The 16,623-nt window shown below is 68.2% G+C and carries 16 protein-coding genes; 4 read left to right on the plus strand and 12 right to left on the minus strand.

Going from position 1 to position 16,623, the window contains the following annotated elements:
- Window positions 1-64 precede the first annotated feature (64 nt).
- Window positions 65-1,801 carry a serine/threonine protein kinase gene (locus ACFXK0_RS00290; RefSeq protein ID WP_379407431.1) on the plus strand — a complete coding sequence of 579 codons (1,737 nt, stop codon included), beginning with the start codon at window positions 65-67 and terminating at the stop codon, window positions 1,799-1,801.
- A 118-nt stretch (window positions 1,802-1,919) separates the two neighbouring features.
- On the opposite strand, the gene ACFXK0_RS00295 is transcribed toward ACFXK0_RS00290, so the two are convergent.
- The 10 genes from ACFXK0_RS00295 to ACFXK0_RS00340 all read right to left on the minus strand — a co-directional run bounded on the left by ACFXK0_RS00295 (window position 1,920) and on the right by ACFXK0_RS00340 (window position 12,011).
- Complete coding sequence (locus tag ACFXK0_RS00295; protein ID WP_379407432.1) at window positions 1,920-4,064, minus strand: glycogen debranching N-terminal domain-containing protein; 2,145 nt, start codon at window positions 4,062-4,064, stop codon at window positions 1,920-1,922.
- Complete coding sequence (locus ACFXK0_RS00300; RefSeq protein WP_379407433.1) at window positions 4,061-5,218, minus strand: glycosyltransferase family 4 protein; 1,158 nt, start codon at window positions 5,216-5,218, stop codon at window positions 4,061-4,063. Before ACFXK0_RS00300 ends, ACFXK0_RS00295 begins: the two co-directional genes overlap by 4 nt.
- Before the next feature lie 187 nt (window positions 5,219-5,405).
- Window positions 5,406-6,893 carry a PstS family phosphate ABC transporter substrate-binding protein gene (locus tag ACFXK0_RS00305; protein WP_379407434.1) on the minus strand — a complete coding sequence of 496 codons (1,488 nt, stop codon included), beginning with the start codon at window positions 6,891-6,893 and terminating at the stop codon, window positions 5,406-5,408.
- A 96-nt stretch (window positions 6,894-6,989) separates the two neighbouring features.
- Entirely contained in the window at window positions 6,990-8,027 is a 1,038-nt protein-coding gene (locus tag ACFXK0_RS00310; protein WP_379407436.1) for a PHP domain-containing protein, read from the minus strand.
- A 3-nt stretch (window positions 8,028-8,030) separates the two neighbouring features.
- The gene (locus ACFXK0_RS00315) at window positions 8,031-8,612 is read right to left on the minus strand and encodes a dihydrofolate reductase family protein (protein WP_379407438.1); all 582 of its coding nucleotides are present in this window, start codon (window positions 8,610-8,612) and stop codon (window positions 8,031-8,033) included.
- 63 nt (window positions 8,613-8,675) lie between these two features.
- Entirely contained in the window at window positions 8,676-9,536 is an 861-nt protein-coding gene (gene mutM / locus ACFXK0_RS00320; RefSeq protein ID WP_379407439.1) for a bifunctional DNA-formamidopyrimidine glycosylase/DNA-(apurinic or apyrimidinic site) lyase, read from the minus strand.
- Between the two features lie 7 nt (window positions 9,537-9,543).
- A complete protein-coding gene (rnc, locus tag ACFXK0_RS00325) occupies window positions 9,544-10,281 on the minus strand; it encodes a ribonuclease III (RefSeq protein WP_379407440.1) in 738 nt (245 codons plus the stop codon).
- A gap of 3 nt (window positions 10,282-10,284) precedes the next feature.
- Window positions 10,285-10,467: a 50S ribosomal protein L32 gene (gene rpmF, locus ACFXK0_RS00330; protein ID WP_022565580.1), complete on the minus strand. Its 183-nt coding sequence runs from the start codon at window positions 10,465-10,467 to the stop codon at window positions 10,285-10,287.
- Window positions 10,468-10,469: 2 nt separating this feature from the next.
- On the minus strand, window positions 10,470-11,153 hold the full coding sequence (locus ACFXK0_RS00335; RefSeq protein WP_379407441.1) for a YceD family protein: 684 nt from the start codon (window positions 11,151-11,153) through the stop codon (window positions 10,470-10,472).
- Window positions 11,154-11,240: 87 nt separating this feature from the next.
- Window positions 11,241-12,011: a DivIVA domain-containing protein gene (locus ACFXK0_RS00340; protein ID WP_379407442.1), complete on the minus strand. Its 771-nt coding sequence runs from the start codon at window positions 12,009-12,011 to the stop codon at window positions 11,241-11,243.
- Between the two features lie 251 nt (window positions 12,012-12,262).
- On the opposite strand from ACFXK0_RS00340, the gene ACFXK0_RS00345 reads away from it, so the two are divergent.
- Complete coding sequence (locus tag ACFXK0_RS00345; protein WP_379407443.1) at window positions 12,263-12,799, plus strand: GtrA family protein; 537 nt, start codon at window positions 12,263-12,265, stop codon at window positions 12,797-12,799.
- A gap of 350 nt (window positions 12,800-13,149) precedes the next feature.
- Window positions 13,150-13,575, plus strand: coding sequence for a hypothetical protein (locus tag ACFXK0_RS00350; protein WP_379407444.1), 426 nt, complete (start codon window positions 13,150-13,152; stop codon window positions 13,573-13,575).
- A gap of 395 nt (window positions 13,576-13,970) precedes the next feature.
- Here ACFXK0_RS00350 and ACFXK0_RS00355 read toward each other — a convergent pair whose 3' ends face one another.
- Window positions 13,971-14,225: a hypothetical protein gene (locus ACFXK0_RS00355; RefSeq protein ID WP_379407446.1), complete on the minus strand. Its 255-nt coding sequence runs from the start codon at window positions 14,223-14,225 to the stop codon at window positions 13,971-13,973.
- Between the two features lie 437 nt (window positions 14,226-14,662).
- Here ACFXK0_RS00355 and ACFXK0_RS00360 point away from each other — a divergent pair, with 437 nt between their 5' ends.
- Window positions 14,663-15,889 (plus strand): helix-turn-helix domain-containing protein, encoded by a 1,227-nt coding sequence (locus tag ACFXK0_RS00360; protein ID WP_379407447.1) that lies wholly within the window; start codon window positions 14,663-14,665, stop codon window positions 15,887-15,889.
- A 246-nt stretch (window positions 15,890-16,135) separates the two neighbouring features.
- Here ACFXK0_RS00360 and coaD read toward each other — a convergent pair whose 3' ends face one another.
- Window positions 16,136-16,621: a pantetheine-phosphate adenylyltransferase gene (coaD, locus tag ACFXK0_RS00365; RefSeq protein ID WP_379407448.1), complete on the minus strand. Its 486-nt coding sequence runs from the start codon at window positions 16,619-16,621 to the stop codon at window positions 16,136-16,138.
- Window positions 16,622-16,623 lie beyond the last annotated feature (2 nt).

Raw genomic sequence — 16,623 nt, forward strand, 5'->3', positions numbered from 1 at the left:
GTAGCCCGACGAAATCTCCACGACGGCGGCAAGATCCGCCGCGGCGACACAGAGGTGCTGGAAGATGGCCCTGCGGCCAGGAGACACATTCGCCGGATACATCATCGAGGGCATTCTCGGCGTCGGCGGCATGGGCATCGTCTATCTGGCCCTGCACCCACGGATCAAAAAGCGCCGCGTGGCGTTGAAGGTTCTCGCCGACGCGCTCGCAGGCAATGAGGCTGCCCGTCGCGCTTTCGAGCGGGAGGCGGCGTTGGCGGCCGACCTCGAACACCCCAACATTGTCACGATCCACGACCGGAACCCGCCCGATGATCCAGCATTGTGGCTATCGATGCGTCATGTCCCTGGCGGCGATGTCAAGGCGCTGCTCGCTGATTCGCCGCGGGGATTGTCACCGGAATTGGTGCTACGGCTGCTCTCCGATGCCGCCGACGCACTGGATTTCGCCCACTCCAGGGGTGTCCTGCACCGCGATGTCAAACCGGCGAACCTGCTGATCGAACAGGCATTCCACGGTGGGCCGCGTGCTGTGCTGTGCGATTTCGGTATCGCGCGCGCACTCGACGAGACAGCGACGGCCTCGGCGATGGCGGTGACCTTCGCCTACGCGGCGCCGGAAAGGTTCATGGACAGCAAGGTCGATCACCGGGCGGATATCTATTCCCTCGGCTGCACTCTCCACGAACTTCTCACCGGACAGGCTCCGTACCCGCTCGACACCCAGGCCGCGGTCATGGGTGCGCACCTCACCGCCGCCCCGCCGTCACCGCACCGCATCCGACCGGACCTTCCCGTAGCGCTCGATGCCGTCATCGCGAAAGTCCTGGCCAAGGAACCCGACGATCGATATGCGAGCTGCGCCGAATTCATCGAGGCGACACGGCGATCACTCACGGGCGCAGCCGATCTGCCTGGATCCGGCGGTACCCACGCCACCATGGCCGCACCACCTGCCGCTGAACCCACCCCTCCCGTGACCGGCACGACGCGGGTGCCCACGGACACGGCGGCAGGCGCTCACAACAGCGGAGTTCGCCGGAGCACGTTGCCCTCGAAGTCCCCGATCCGCCACCGATTGACGGAACCGATGCTGCCAGGGCCGGGCGATCGGCAGATCAAACTCGGACAAACGTGGGGGGTGGGCTTTGTGGTCTTCCTGGTCTTGACTCTCATGGTCTGGGGCATTTCGGCGAACGGCACGAGCGACGACGATGGCGCGACACCCAGTGCGTACAGAACGACCCAGGCGTTGGACGAGCAGGCCGCCTACACTCGAACAGCGTCGCCGAGCACGACACCGGCGGAGCGCAGCAGCTCGGATGCCACGACGACTACCCGCCGGCCCACCAAATCGGCGTCGGCGACCTCGGCCATCGACCGGAGCACGGCGGTGACAACGACCGCACCGGTGGGGCGGTCGCGACCGCGCGCGTTGGTGGGTGACTGCATAGCGGTGGACACCGTCGGGAATCTGACGCGCGCTGGTTCCGACTGCGAGAACGGAGACCGCCCCTACAAGGTCAAGGCGATATTGTTTCCAGACGACCCCGACTGGGAATGCCCGGATTCGAGAGATGGCTTCATTGTCGATGAGGGTTACGTCCTGTGCCTCACCATCTTTATGGTCGCGAACTATTGTTACCGCCTGACCGACCCCGATGGTGCCATCCTCCCGGCGTCGTGCTCGCCCGGAAACTTCGTTGCCCTGCGTAGCACACGATCGGTGTCCGGATGCGGCGGACATGCCTCCTTGTCATTCCACGGGGACTCGATCACCTATTGCATCCGATATCTCTGACGGCCATCGCGGCGAACATCGTCGAGCTCAATCTGGCACTGGACGAACGGTTCCCGTTCCAGGGCTGAACGAGACGGGGCCGGATCCAGGACGGATCCGGCCCCGCTCTTGCTGTGCACTACCGGTTTTCGTCGGTGATCAACGCCCACCCGTCGGGCAGGCCCGTCACCGTCACCGTCGACCCGCAGACCTCGAGATCCACCGTCGCCTCACCGAGCCGGAACTCCGACAGCCGCACGCAGCCCCAGGTCGCGGGCACCTGCGGCCGTACGGTCAGGGTGCGGCCCGGCACATCGGGGTCGAGGCCGAGGAACGAGCGCACCAGCAGCAGTGGTGCCGCGCTGGCCCATGCCTGCGGGGAACACGAGGTGGGATAGGGCACCGGCGCCTGGAACCGGGCACGCGGGAACCCGCAGAACAGCTCGGGCAGCCTGCCGTCGAATGCCGCTGCGGCATCGAGCAATCCGGCCGAGAGCTTGGTCGCCAGTTCGACCGCGCCCGGCACGTGCTGGTATCGCATGAGCCCGGCGACCGCGATCGCGGTGTCGTGCGGCCAGACCGAACCGCAGTGATAACTCATCGGGTTGTAGGCGCCCATGTTGGAGGCCAGCGTGCGCAGCCCGAAGCCCGAGTCCATCTCCGCCTTGCCCAGGTTCTGGATGAGGATCTCGGCGTGTTCGTCGGTGGCGATGCCCGACCACAGGCAGTGCGCCGCATTGCTGGTGAGCGCGTCGATCTGGCGTTTGCTGCCGTCGAGGGCGACGGCGTACCAGCCGTAGTGCGGCAGCCAGAACTGCTCGGCGAACTTGGTCCGCAGTTCCGCGGCCCGCTCCCGCATCCGGCCGGCCAGGGCCGGGTCGTCGAACGCGTCGGCCAGTTCCGCGCGGGCCAGGTAGGCCGCGTAGACATAGCCCTGCACCTCGCACAGCGCGATCGGCGCCTGCGCGATATGCCCCGCGGCGTCGTTGATCCCGTCGAAGCTGTCCTTCCAGCCCTGGTTGATCAGGCCGCGGTCGGTGGCGCGCACGTACTCCACGAAACCGTCGTCGTCGCGATCGCCGAAATCGGTGATCCAGCCGATGGCGGCGTCGGCCGCGGGCAGCAGCGTGGCGATCGACGCCGGTTCGGCGCCCCAGCGCAGACATTCGGCCAGCAGCATCACGAACAGCGGGGTGGCGTCGACGGTTCCGTAGTAGATCTGGCCGCCCAGCACCTGCCCGACGGCCGGTCCGCGCCGCATCTCGTGCATGATCCGGCCCGGTTCCTCCTCCACCAGCGGATCGACGGTCTGCCCTTGCAATTCGGCCAGCTGCTGGAGCGTGCCCAGCGCCAGATCGGTTTCCAGCGGCAGCGACATCCACGCCGTCAGCAGCGAGTCACGGCCGAACAGGGTCATGAACCAGGGCGCGCCCGCCGCGACGAACGGGCGGCCGGTACCGGTGTCGGTGTGGATCTGCAAGGCGCCCAGGTCGCTCTCGCTGCGCCGCAGCACCTGATTGAGCAGCCCGGAGTCGGCGCTGATATCGGTGGCGGTGGCCCGCCACGCCTGGATCTTGCGCACCGGTTCGCTGGCCTTGTAGCGCTCCTTGGGCGTGCCCTGGGTCTGCGGACGCTGCGCGGCGCCTGCCGGTTGCGCGGTGATCTCGGTCTGCCAGCGACCGCCGGGCGGCACGACGACGCGCCAGATCATGGTGCCGGGCAACACCATCGGCTCGATCGTCGAGGTCAGCGCCAGCCCACGAGACAGGTCGGTGCGATCGTGCAGCAGCAGTTCGCCGTCGGAGGTGGTCATCTCCGAGCGGTGACTGCCCATCCGGCCTTCCTTCACCGAGAACAGATCGACGAAGTCGGCGTCGACGTGCAGTTCCAGCACCACCGCCGTCGCCTCGCGGCTCATGTTGTCCAGGGTGATCAGCTCGTGCATGCCCTCGGCGACGAGCCGGTCGCGCACCACCAGCAGGGTGCTGTCGGCCCGGCCCTGCTGCGGCGGCCTGCGCAGCACGAACCGCGCCGCGAAGGCCTCCGGGCTCAGCACCGACAGCGGCTCGGGCCGTTTGCCGTCGATCATCAGTTCCCAGCGCGAGATCACCCGGGCGTCCCGGAAGAACAGCCCCTGCGGCTTGCCCGGCTCGATGTCGCCGAGCCGGTCGGACAGGCAGAAGGTGCCGCCTTCGACGAGGGTGACGTTCCCCCCGCTGCCGCCGAGCCCCGCGGGTTCCCCCGCGTTGAGCGGGCTCGGCAGCCCCGCGTCGTCCTGACTCATGCGCGCCCGCTGGCCGCCCCGACGGGCATCGTGAGCGCGTACTCGTCGTCGAGCCCGATCGTGGTGCGCGCCAGCAACTGCCGGTACACCTGTTCGTAGCCGCGGCCGAGGATCTCGTCGCCGAAGTTGTCGACGACGTGGGCCCGGCAGGCCGCCGGATCGTAGCTCGCGACTTCGGCCATGGCGGCGGGCAATTCGGCCGGATCGTCACAGATCCGCCCGGTGACCCCGTCGACCACCACCTCGCTCACCGCGCCGCCGCGCAAGGCGACCACGGGCGTGCCACAGATCATCGCTTCGATCATCACCATGCCGAACGGCTCCTCCCAGCGGATGGGGAACAGCAGACACCGAGCTCCGGAAAGGAGTTTACGCTTGGCCGCCGCGTCGGCGAGGCCGAACATCTGATCGGTGTCGGTCATCCGGGGCCGGACGAATTCCTCGAAGTACGCCTTCTCCGGCGGCTCGCTGCACTTGCCCGCCATGATCAGCGGGACACCGGCCTCGTGGGCGGCGTCGAGGGCGAGGTGCGGGCCCTTGTCGGCGCTGAACCGGCCGAGGAACAGGGCGTAGTCCTGCTTCTCGGTCTGGTAGGGCCACTGGTCGGGCCGCAGCGCGTTGTGTACCCGGCCCGCCCACGGCAGGTCGGGGGCCAGCTCGCGCTGCCGGTCGCTGATCGCGACCAGCGAGCACTCCTGGCCCAATTCCCGGTAGTACCGGTAACAGTCGTCCTGCACCGGGCCGTGCACGGTGACCACCGTGGGCAGGCCGAGATCGGCGTAGGCGGGCGCGTTGAGCGGGCCGGCGAAGGTGTGGTCGTGGACCAGGTCCACCCCCTCCTCGGCGGCCAGGCGCTCGATCGCGCGGCGCACCCGCAGCGCGTGGACGATCTCGGGGAACGGATCACCCAGCCGTTCGGGCTGGATCCGGTCCCACAGCGGGACGAAATTCGCCTTGGTACCCGGCTCGCCCGCACCGAACAGGGTGACGTGATGGCCGCGCTCGCACAGCGAATCGACCAGATCGGCGACTACGGCTTCGACGCCGCCGTAGGCCTTGGGGGGAACATCGAAATACGGGGGAACAACCATCGCGATTCGCAGTGGGTTCTCGTAGAACCCGGCCGGCGTCATTGCCGACATGTCTGCACTCATGACCTTCCTTCCAGGGACACAACCTCGCAACACTTGCGCGAACAAGAGATGGCCGGAATGCGCACCCGCCCCAACAGAGTGGCCGTCATGCAACGTACCCCGCTACCGGTGAGTAAACCAGTGCCGCCGCGCGAAATCGCATCGGCGATTCCCTATCGAGACAGGAGATTCCACCGTCAGAGCCGGTCTACGGCGTACAGAATTTCTGTTCGGACTCGTCGGCACATGGGATGTTGCCGAACTCGATCATGGTGAGCCTGGCCTTACCACGGGTCAGATAGTCCAGGAACTGGGCAGCCAGCGAATCACCGGCGATCGGTCCGTGAGTGTACGCGTACTCCACACCGGTGAACGGATAGCTGCCCGCGCGCACCGTCTCCTGGCTCGGCGCGACACCGTCGATCGAGACCGCGCGCACTTCGGCGCTCACCGAGGAGGTCTCCAGATAGCCCACCGCACCAGGGATTTTGGCAACGAACGTAGCCACTTCCTCGGTGACGTCGACCTCGCACTGCGCGCCACCCGGGGCCATCCCGACGCAACTGGCGTAGCGGAACACCTTGCGGTTGTCCTCGAGCAGCTTGGCCTCGAGTGCGCGGCGGGTGCCCGAGCCCGCCGTGCGGTCGATCAGCACCACCGGCAGATCCGGACCGCCGATCTCGTTCCAGTTCCTGATGTTCCCGCGATACAGGTCGCGGATCTGCTGGGTGGTGAGATCGGTCAGCCCGACACCGGGGTGCACCACCATCGAGAACGAGCTCAGCACCAGCGGATGCTCGGTCAGCGACGCGAACGAGTCACCCTTGGAGCCGTCGCCGATCGCGACCATGTCCGGCGTCTCCCCGGCCAGGGTCAAGGTGCGCAGGCCGGGCTCGGTCCCAGCGAAGTCGAACTCGAATCGCGCGGCGGTGCAGGTCTTCTCGTAGTTCTCGGCCGCCTTGCGGACAGCGGGCGCCAGCGCGGTGGACCCGACGATGGTCAGCGTGCCGTCCGCACAGTCGCGCGGCGGCGGGTCGGGCCGCAGGACGGCCACCAGCAGCTGCGTCAGCACCACCACCGCCAGGAACACGCTCAGCCCGAGCAGGACGGGCTCGCGTCGCGAACCGCTCGAGGTCAGCACGAACCGGCCACCTTTGAGGCTGCCCACCTTCTGGATGACCCGGCTCGCGTTGCGGTCCAGCGGATCGGGGGCGGGCCCCTCCAGCACGGCCAGCACCTTGTAGTGCTCCCCGCGTTCGAGCCGTTCGGCGGGCAGCACGATCTCGGCGAGTCCGTCGCTGTCGGTCCCCGCGGCGATGGCGTGCAGTGCCGGACTGAGCGGCCGGATGGACGCGCCGGACTGATCGACCCGCTCGGTGACCTCGACGATGCCGACCCGATGGTGACGAAACGACAGCCGCGGCCGGCCGGCGTCCCCGTAGTCACTGTCCTCGATCGCGGCGTTGCCGTCGTTCTCGATCCGAATCAGCACCAGCGATTTCTGTTGTGGTGCTTCGGAATTCGCCGGCGTGGGCGCCGCATTGGGATCTTCGAGGATCCGGCTGGCCGGAGTGTTCATCTGCACGCGGTAACCGAGCCGCTTGCGGCCGACGAAGACGAACTCGCGCAGGAACGCGGCGACGGCCACGAGCAGACCGATCAGCGACAGCACGACATCGATCGGAAAATCGCCCATCGTCCCACCCCCCATTCGACCCCGATGACCCGTATCCGTATATCTACCAGCCGGATCCGACACCTACCGGCGCGCCATCGAATGTTCGGCCAGACTTCACTCGCCGGGTGCCTCGGTCCAGGTGAGCAACTCCTCGACCGGCCAGGTACCGATCACCCGCGCGGCCGTCACCCCGTGCGCCAGCGCCCGCTCACAGCCGTACCCCTGCCAGTCCAGCTGGCCCGGTGCGTGCGCGTCGGTGTCGATGCTGAACAGGCAGCCCAGCTCCACCGCCAGCTCGATCAGGCGACCCGGCGGATCGCGGCGTTCGGGTCTGCTGTTGATCTCGACCGCGGTGCCGTAGCGGCGGCACGCCTCGAAGACGAGTTCGGCGTCGAAACTGGACTCCGGCCGAGTACCGCGCCCGCCTTCGACCAGGCGGCCGGTGCAGTGCCCGAGAATGTCGACGTGCGGGTTCGCGACGGCATACACCATGCGTTTGGTCATTGTGGCGCTGTCGTCGCGCAGGTGCGAATGTACGCTGGCGACAACGATATCCAGGCGTTCGAGCAGGTCGGCTTCCTGATCGAGGGTGCCGTCGTCGAGGATGTCGACCTCGATGCCGGTGAGGATGCGAAACGGCGCCAGCTGCTCGTTGAGCGCGGCGACCACGTCGAGCTGGCGGCGCAGCCGTTCGGCGGACAGGCCGTTGGCCACCGTCAGCCGTGGGGAGTGGTCGGTCAGCGCGCAGTAGTCGTGCCCCAGCGCGGCGGCCACCGACATCATCTCGGCGATGGGGCTGCCGCCATCGGACCAGTCCGAATGGGTGTGCAGATCCCCGCGCAGGGCGCTGCGCAGGGCGGCGCCGGCCGGGGCGATCGGCGCGGCGGCGGCCCGCAACTCGACCAGCACGTCCGGCACCGCGCCCGCGGCGGCCTGTTCGATGACCGCGGCGGTCTTGGGCCCGATCCCGGCCAGTTCCCGCCAGCTGTGCTCACGCGCCCGCGCGGCATAATCCGGTGCGGGCAGCGTGGCGACGACATCGGCGGCACGGCGGTAGGCCTTCACCCGGTGGGTCTCGGCGCGCCCGCGTTCGAGCCAGAACGCGATCTCGCGCAGCGCCGCGACCGGACCGGGACTGCCCGCCGCCGTCATCGGCTACCTGATCCGGCCGTACTTGAGGAAGGCGACGCCGTCGGCGTACACCCGGCTGGTGATCACCCGGAACCGTTCCGGCGCGGGCAGTCTCGCGCCGCCGCCGAACAGCGGGCGCCCGGTACCGAGCACCACCGGATACAGCTTCAGGAACACCTGGTCGATCTCGGGCAGCAGCGTCTGCGCCAGCTCACCACCGCCACAGAGCCAGATACCCAGCCCCCCTTCCCGTTTGAGCGCCTGCACCGCGCCCACCGGATCGGAGCCGATCACCTCGACACCGGGCGCGGGCGATTCGGGCAGCGTGGTGGACACCACGTACTGACGCAGATGCTCGTACGGACTGGCCGTGCCGGTCCGCACCCCGAAATCGTGGGTCTTGCGGCCCATGATCACGGTGTCGAAGTAGACATTGCCCGCCGCGATACCGCGCGCCTCACGCACCTTCGTCGGCAACGTCTCGGGGTACTGGGTGATGATCGAGGGACCATGGTCGCCGCCGACAGGGAAGAAGTCCAGTGTCCCGTCTTCGGCGGCGATGAACCCGTCGATCGTCGATGCCACGAAATAGGTCAGCTTGCGCATAACGTCCTCCTGCACGGACCCGGCCGGTCACGACCCGTCAGTAGAAACCGTAGCGCGCCAGGATCAACGACGGCGAGGCTTCCGCTGACACTTGGGACAGGAAAAAGACGATCTGTTCATGAATTGCTCGCGCACCAGCAGTGCGCCGCACCGATCGCAGGGTTCGTTCTCCCGCCCGTAAGCGGCCAGCGACCGGGCGAAATAGCCGGATTCGCCGTTCACATCCACATACAGCGCGTCGAAGGAGGTGCCGCCGACGGCCAGCGCTTCGCTCATGACCGCGGTGACCCCGTCGAGCAGGGTGCGCACGACCGGGCGGGTGAGGTCGGCGGCGACGCGGGTGCCGTGCAGGCCGGCCCGCCACAGCGCCTCGTCGGCGTAGATGTTGCCGATGCCCGAGACCACCGTCTGATCCAGCAGTACCCGTTTGATCTCGGTGTTCTTCGCGCGGATCGCGGCGACCACCGCCTCGCGGTCGAAGCGGGGGTCGAGGGGATCGCGGGCGATGTGGGCGACCGCGTCGGGGACCACGGTGCCGTCGACCTCGACGAGTTCGCCCAGCGCCCAGCCGCCGAAGGTGCGCTGGTCGACGAAGCGCAGCTCGGTGCCGTCACCGAGCGTGGCCCGGATGTGGGCGTGTTTCTCGACGGGGGCGTGCGCGGGCCGCACGAGCATCTGCCCGCTCATGCCCAGGTGCACGATCAGCGCGGTGCCTGGCTCGTCGAAGGTGAGCCACAGGTACTTGCCGCGGCGTTGCGCGGCATCGATGCGCAGGCCGGTGAGCCGGGCGGCCAGATCCGCACCACCCGCGACGTGCCTGCGCACGGCGCGCGGGTGGGTGACGGTGAGGGTTTCGATGCTGCGCCCGACCGCATGCTCGGCCAGACCGCGCCGCACCACCTCGACTTCGGGCAGTTCGGGCATCGGCGGTTCAGGCTTCGGCGACGGGCTCGTCGGTGAGCGCCTTGTAGGCGGTCCCGGCGGCCTTCTGCTCGGCTTCCTTCTTGGAGCGGCCGACGCCCTGGCCGTACGGACGACCGGCGATCACCGTGGTCGCGGTGAACTCCTTGTTGTGGTCCGGACCGGTCGAGGTGATCTCGTAGGCGGGCACGCCAAGGCCACGTTCGGCGGTGAGCTCCTGCAGGCTGGTCTTCCAGTCGAGGCCGGCGCCCATTCGGGGGCCGCGCTCGAGCAGGTCGGCGAACAGGCGGAGCACGACGCTGCGGGCGACCTCGATGCCGTGCTCGAGGTGCACGGCGCCGAGCAGCGACTCCATGCCGTCGGCGAGGATGCTCGGCTTGTCCCGGCCGCCGGTGAGCTCTTCACCCTTGCCCAGCAGCAGGTATTGGCCGAGTCCGCCGTCGCCGAGACCACGAGCCACCTCGGCGAGCGCGTGCATATTCACCACGCTGGCGCGCAGCTTGGCGAGCTCGCCCTCGGACTTCTCCGGGTGCTCGGTGTAGAGGCGCTCGGTGATGCTCAGGCCGAGCACCGAGTCGCCGAGGAACTCGAGGCGCTCGTTGGTCGGCAGACCGCCGTTCTCGTACGCGTACGACCGGTGCGTCAGCGCGAGGCGCAGCAGCTCCGGTCGTACGTCGACACCGAGGGCGGTGAGCAGGCTGGCGTGATCTGCCGCGCCTACTGTGTCTTTGTCTTTGCTCGCTGTCACGAATCAGACAGCAGCGGTGACCTGGCGGCCCTTGTAGGTGCCGCAGGACGGGCACGCGATGTGCGGGAGGGTCTTCTCACCGCAGGCACGGTTCGGGCAGGTGACCAGGGTCGGCGCGACGGCCTTCCACTGGCTGCGCCGCGACCGGGTGTTGGAACGGGACATCCGGCGCTTGGGAACAGCCACGGCTACTTCTCCTCTGTGTTTTCGCTGGCCACGTGGACATCGTTTGCCACGGGAGCGGATCGGTCTGGGGTGGTGGAACCCTCAGCGGGGTCGCCGGTGCCGGGCGCGTCTGCGGCGAAACTCGCCAACTTCGCCCAGCGAGGGTCCAGTATCTCATGCCCATGATCGGAACCCGCAATCGCCATCCGCACACCGCACTCGGGGCACAGGCCACCGCAGTCCGGGGTGCACAGCGGCTGCAGCGGAAGCTCCAGGCCGATGGCGTCGAGGATCACCGGTTCGAGATCGATGAGGTCGTCTGCCATGCGGTAGACCTCGTCGTCCTCGGTCGTCTGCTCGGTGGTGCTGTCCGGATACGCGAACAGCTCCGTCAGACGAATCTCGACCTGGTCGTCGAACGGTTCGAGGCAGCGCGAGCACTCCCCCACCGTCGGCCCGGACACCGTGCCGGTGACCAGCACACCCTCCGAGACTGCCTGCAGCTGCAGGTCGAGTTCCACCGCGGCCTCGGCCGGGATGGCGATCAGGTCCAGACCCAGCCGCTCATGGTCGGTGACAGTGCGACGCAGTTCCCGCATGGTGCCCGGCCGACGGCCGAGACTGCGGACGTCCAGCACGAAACCGGCGTCGGACACAGGGCCGTTGGCCTTGCGCGGACGCGCGGGTGAACCGGAACCGGCGGACATCACTGACTCACTCACTCCTGAGGGGATAATGGGCAACCACTCAACAGTACGGCAGGACCCCGGCGGAACTCAAAACGCGCGATGCGTTCAGCGGCGGTGCTCGGCGGCGTATTCCGGATAGTCGGCGGGCGCCCCACGCATCTGCTGGCGGCCGCGGGTGATGGTGCGCCGGGTGGTGTTGAGCGTCTCCTCCAGGGCGGCCAGCTTGCCGCCGAAGTCGGCCATCCGCTCGTCGACATAGTCGTCGCATTCGGCGCGGACCCGATCGGACTCGGCCTGGGCGTCGTCGATCAGCCGGGCCGATTCGGCGTGCGCGGCGCGCACGACCTCGGTCTGGGCGACCAGGCGGGCCTGCTCGGCCTTGCCGTCGGCGACCGAGCGCTCGTAGGAGGCCTTGCCGGATTCGATGGCGCGATCGGCGTCGATCTGGGCGCGCCCGGTGAGCTCGTCGTATTCGGCGTTGCCGTCGGCGATGACCTGGTCGGCCTCGGCCTGGGCGGTGCTGACCAGCCGGTCGGCGTGCGCGGTGGCCTCGGCGACCATGCGGTCTGCGTGCGCCTTGGCGTCGGCGAGGATGCGGTCGGCCTCGGCCCTGGCCTTGTCGATGGTGTCGCGCGCCTGCTCGTTGGCGGTGGTGACGGTGGTCTCGGCACCGGCGCGGGCGTCACCGACGATCTTGTCGCGGTGATCGAGGACGTCCTGGGCGTCGTCGAGCTCGCCGGGCAGGGCGTCGCGGACGTCGTCGAGCAGTTCGAGGACATCGCCGCGGGGCACGATGCAGCTGCGGGTCGGCGGGATGCCGCGCGCCTCTTCGACGATGGCGACCAGTTCGTCGAGTGCTTCGAATACGCGATACATGCTCACTACCCTCCTGCGGACTCCCGGCGAAACCACTACCGCCGCCGCCCAGTGTGCCTGTCTCGAGCGCCGCTGCCGAATGTCGTCGCGGTGTGTCGCGACAGTGTCCTAGATCGCACCGCAATCAAGTGGAGTGAAGCCCTCCACTTCGGCTACCATCGGTGAGCACGACAATGCCGTCGCCGGGAAGTACCGCACGCCTTTCGCTGTTGTTCCTCTCGACGTCTGTTCTTTGCGATCGGAGTCGAAGCATGACCGTCCTGGAAACACCGAGACCCTCGGTGCTGCACATCGCGGGCATGTTCACACCCTGGGCCGGCCCCGTTCCGCTGGTCGTCGCACCGGTGCCCAAGGCCCGTCCGCGTGTCGAGAACACTCTGCGCTACCTGCGCGGTGACCGCGCGCTACCCCAGCTCATCCGTTTCGCCCTGGTCGGCGGCTCCAGCAATATCGCCTATGTCCTGCTGTTCTTCGCGATGGTCGGCGCCGGACCGCTGGTCGCCAATGTCGTCGGCTCGATCATCAGCACGGTGATCGCCAACGAACTGCACCGCCAACTCACCTTCCGCGCCACCGACCGGGTCAGCTGGTTCACCGCGCAGTGGGAAGGCGGCGGCCTGGCCCTGCTCGGCCTCGGCGTCACCACCGCGGGCCTGGCCGCCCTCGGCGTCTGGGCCCCCGGCCTCGGCGATACCACCCAGGCCCTGGTCGTCCTGGCCATCACCGCCGCCGTCGGCGGCATGCGCTTCCTCGCCCTACGCGGCCTCTTTCGCCTGCCTGTGACGTAGCCATACCCGGAGCGCTGTTCAGGCATCCATTAAGCTGGCCCGGAATCAGCGATTGCCAGGGCAGCGGGGGGAAGTCTGATGGGTGGGGATTCCAGCGGGAACGACGGCGTCCTGCCGATCATTCTCGATATCGGGGCAGTGCCGAGTGGTGCAGGGCAGCAGATTATCGAGCAGCTCGGTGCAACCCAGCAACGGGTAAGGGCTGCCACCGAAGCACTCGCCGGGAAAGGCGCGGGCACAGACAGGGTGAGACTCGGCCTTCCGCCACTGCGGCCCCGACTGCCCCGATTACGCAGAAGCACCGTCGACGTGCTGGTCCGTGATCCGACTCGATCGGATAAGGGGCGGGGTTGACCAATCCTGATACCGCTTCGCGGCTGCGCCGATTCGTGCCGATATTGACGGCGACGTCGGCACTTGTCCTGTCCTGTGCCGCGATTGCCTACTACGTCGGAATCGCGCTGGTGCTCGACGGTCTCGAGGAGTCGGTCAATGCCAAGGGGCGCGCTTCTGGTATCGGGGTGGTGATCGCGGCGGTGCTCAGCGCTCCGGCTGTGATCATGGCCGGTGGCGCGATCCTGATGTTCCGCCGACAAGCGATCGGCCGGATCCTGATCTCGGTCACCGCGGCACTGGCCGCCGCGGTGATGCTGGTGCTCGTCATCGGCTCGATCCTGGGCGGCGACTTCGATCCGGGCGTGATGATCGCCGCAGCCGCCCCGACCGCCGTGCTGCTGTTGTCGAACTCGTCGGCGTCGAAGAAGTGGACTGGCTGATTCCGGGCTCGACCAGCGAGTGGACCATGGGTCCTGAAATCCAGCTCGCACAGGAGAAACTCTGCCCAGAGCACGTCTTTGAACTCTGTGCACATCGCCGGCAGCTCGCCGCAGGTCGCCAGTACGTCGTCCACCACGACCTACAACCCGCGCAGTCGACCCGGACACCGGCAATCAACACCCGACGGTGACAGTCGTTCGTGCCGTTGATCTTCGAGCTCACCAATAATCGAGTCGACGTCGCCCGAGCCGGTCTAACTCCCGGCGGCGTTCGGCCTCGACTCGCTCGCGAATCGCGGCCACTGTCCGGTCCGGCGGGATCGGTTCCGGCCAGACGATCGCCACGAGCAGCACGAACAGGGGCAGGCCGACCGCCACCGCGAACCCAAGCGCGATCACCCGTCGGCCCGCTCGCCCGCGAGGCGGATCGAATGCGGTTGGTCGTCGCGCGCTTCGGCCGCTGTGAGCCAATCGCCGGCGTTATCGAGCGACCCGGTTACGACGACCCGAAATGGACTGTAGAGCTCCCACCCGTACGGCGGTTCGTGCGCCCGGCGGATCGCCATCGACCGCAGTGCGGCCCGCTCGGTGAGTTCGTCTAGGCGGGGTTGTGTCGCGCCGCTCATGACGCCCGCCGCTTCGGTTCCCACTGATCGAGCGCGGCGAGTAGACGCCGGATCACTTCGGGTGGTGCGATCGTCACCGGGTCGGAGTGCTTGGTGTTCGGTGTGCGTTGGGGCAGTGTCACGGGTCCCCCTGATGGTGCTGGGTTCGATTGGGTGTGCGCCCACCGCCGGAGAGCTTTTCGCCATCGTCCACGCAGCTCACTACGCCCGATGTGCCGAGCATCGTTGCCCGATATACCCCGGCGGTGGGGCTGTGTGAAAGCCTGCGCGCCGAGGACCGAGCGAACCGGTAGCGACGAACCACCGTGCGAGGTAGGGGGATTCCCCCCACCTGACTCCCTGGTGAGACCACACCAGCGGCCCTATCCTGGGGTGACCTCTTCGCGGAGGACATCACCCCCGGCCGACGGGCCGGGGGTATCCGCGAGGCGGTCCCATCCCGCGAAGAAGGCAGGCCGCAGATGCCGACTCCTGACGAACTCGCCGCCCGCGCTATAGGCGAGCGCATCCAGAACATCCGCACGCGCACGGGCCGGACCCGCGCCGTCGTCGCCGGTCTCGTCGGCCGGTCCGAGGATTGGCTGCGCGACATCGAGAAGGGCCGCCTACAGCACCCGCCGGGGCTTGAAATGCTGCTCAAGATCGGGCAGGCGCTCGGCGTGCGGGACCTGACCGAGATCACCGGGGAGCACGAGTTGTTGGTGGGCATCTCTCGCCGTGCCGGACACCCCGTAGTTCCGGCCATCCGCGAGGCGATCGAGGGAGTCGACCTCACCCCGTCGCCCTCGCCGATCGACACTGTCGAGTTCGCCGCGCGGGTCGAGCGCGCTTGGCGTCTGTGGCACACGTCGGCGACTCCGCGCGCCGACGCGGGCGCGATGCTGCCCGAACTCATCCGTGACGGCCGCCGCGCGCTGCGCACCCTCGACGGGCAGGAACGCCGCGCCGCTGCCGCTGCTCTGTCGGGTGCCTACGCCCTGTCCGAGCAAGTCCTTGCGTGGGTCGCCGACGCCCCGCTGTTGTGGCTCGCCGCCGACCGCTGCATGGCGGCCGCCGAGATCGCCGACGACCCGGTGACGCTCGCGTCCGCGTCGTGGGTACTCGGCAACGTCTGGCGCTCGACAGGCCGCGAGGAAGACGCCTACCGGCTCGCGTCCGACGCCGTCGCGCTGCTCGAACCTCACCTGGACGGCGACCAGGACGCACAAGCGCTCTGGGGTGCCTGCCAGTTGCACGGCGCGATCACCGCCGCCCGGATCGGCCGGGAGGGTGACGCGTTGCGAGGGATTGATCAGGCGATGGGGATGGCGCGTGCGCTCCCCGCCGGATCGGCACACCCGTGGACGCTGTTCGGCATCGCGAACACCGAAATCAGCGCGGTGTCGGTACAGGTCGACTTGCACAAGTCCGGGAGCGCGCTCGACGCGGCGAGCGTCGTCGACCCCGACGCGGTGCCGTCGGTCGACCGCCGGTCGCGGTTGTGGCTGGAGCTGTCCCGCGCGTACGCACAACAGCGGGACTGGCTCGGCACGCTCGGCGCACTGCGCACCGGCACCGCCGTTAGTGAGGAGTCGATGCGGTGCCACCCGCTGGCGCGCTCGCTCGTCGCCGAACTGGTCACGAACGGCGGTCGGCTCAACGAGCGTCAATCGCGCGCCCTGGCGGGACGGCTCGGCGTCACGGCCTGACCGAGGATCACAGCAGGTCTCAAGGCACCCGCACCGACAACGACGGCCCGGCGGATTCACCCGCCGGGCCGGTGCCGTTCGTTTGCTAGTGAGCTGACCAGGGAGAACTGGCTAACCCGCTGGTCAGGCCCACCGAATCGAGTTCATGTGTGCACGCTTTGCAGCACGAATTGAGCGACATTTGCCGTCATTGAGCGACATCTACCATCCGGGGTAACCCGGTGAGTTACCCATGTTCTTACGGGGTCAGGCGTTGCGTTCGGCAATTTTTGTGAGCAGGCGCTTGTGCGCCAGCGGGGGGAGCATATCGCTGACATCGCCGCCGTGGGCGGCCACTTCCTTCACCAGGGAGCTGGACAGGAAGCTCAGGGACGGGTTGGTGGCGATGAAATAGGTGTCGACGGCGGCGAGCTTGTAGTTCATCTGGGCCATTTGCAGTTCGTAGCCGAAGTCGCCCGCGTCGCGCATGCCCTTGACGATCGCGCCGACGCCCTCCTGCTTGGCGAAGTCGACGGTGAGCCCCTGCCACGACGCGACGCGCACGTTCGGCAAGTGGCCGACCGCGTCGCGCAACAGTTCGATGCGTTCCTCGACGGTGAACATGCCCTGTTTCTTGGGGTTCACCAGCACCGTGACGATCACCTCGTCGAACTGCGCGGCCGCGCGGGTGAACACGTCGAGGTGACCGTTGGTCACCGGGTCGAAGGAACCGGGGCACAGTGCAGCAGCCATGG

This window comes from Nocardia sp. NPDC059177 (assembly GCF_042755165.1).
Taxonomy (GTDB): Bacteria; Actinomycetota; Actinomycetes; order Mycobacteriales; family Mycobacteriaceae; genus Nocardia.

Bases quoted from the DNA above. Each gene is read 5' to 3' on its own strand.
- ACFXK0_RS00290 (WP_379407431.1), top strand. From the start codon at position 65: ATGGCCCTGCGGCCAGGAGACACATTCGCCGGATACATCATCGAGGGC.
- ACFXK0_RS00295 (WP_379407432.1), bottom strand. From the start codon at position 4,064: ATGAGTCAGGACGACGCGGGGCTGCCGAGCCCGCTCAACGCGGGGGAA.
- coaD (WP_379407448.1), bottom strand. From the start codon at position 16,621: ATGGCTGCTGCACTGTGCCCCGGTTCCTTCGACCCGGTGACCAACGGT.
- ACFXK0_RS00305 (WP_379407434.1), bottom strand. From the start codon at position 6,893: ATGGGCGATTTTCCGATCGATGTCGTGCTGTCGCTGATCGGTCTGCTC.
- ACFXK0_RS00360 (WP_379407447.1), top strand. From the start codon at position 14,663: ATGCCGACTCCTGACGAACTCGCCGCCCGCGCTATAGGCGAGCGCATC.
- ACFXK0_RS00345 (WP_379407443.1), top strand. From the start codon at position 12,263: ATGACCGTCCTGGAAACACCGAGACCCTCGGTGCTGCACATCGCGGGC.
- ACFXK0_RS00340 (WP_379407442.1), bottom strand. From the start codon at position 12,011: ATGTATCGCGTATTCGAAGCACTCGACGAACTGGTCGCCATCGTCGAA.
- ACFXK0_RS00315 (WP_379407438.1), bottom strand. From the start codon at position 8,612: ATGCGCAAGCTGACCTATTTCGTGGCATCGACGATCGACGGGTTCATC.
- mutM (WP_379407439.1), bottom strand. From the start codon at position 9,536: ATGCCCGAACTGCCCGAAGTCGAGGTGGTGCGGCGCGGTCTGGCCGAG.
- ACFXK0_RS00310 (WP_379407436.1), bottom strand. From the start codon at position 8,027: ATGACGGCGGCGGGCAGTCCCGGTCCGGTCGCGGCGCTGCGCGAGATC.
- ACFXK0_RS00300 (WP_379407433.1), bottom strand. From the start codon at position 5,218: ATGAGTGCAGACATGTCGGCAATGACGCCGGCCGGGTTCTACGAGAAC.
- ACFXK0_RS00335 (WP_379407441.1), bottom strand. From the start codon at position 11,153: ATGTCCGCCGGTTCCGGTTCACCCGCGCGTCCGCGCAAGGCCAACGGC.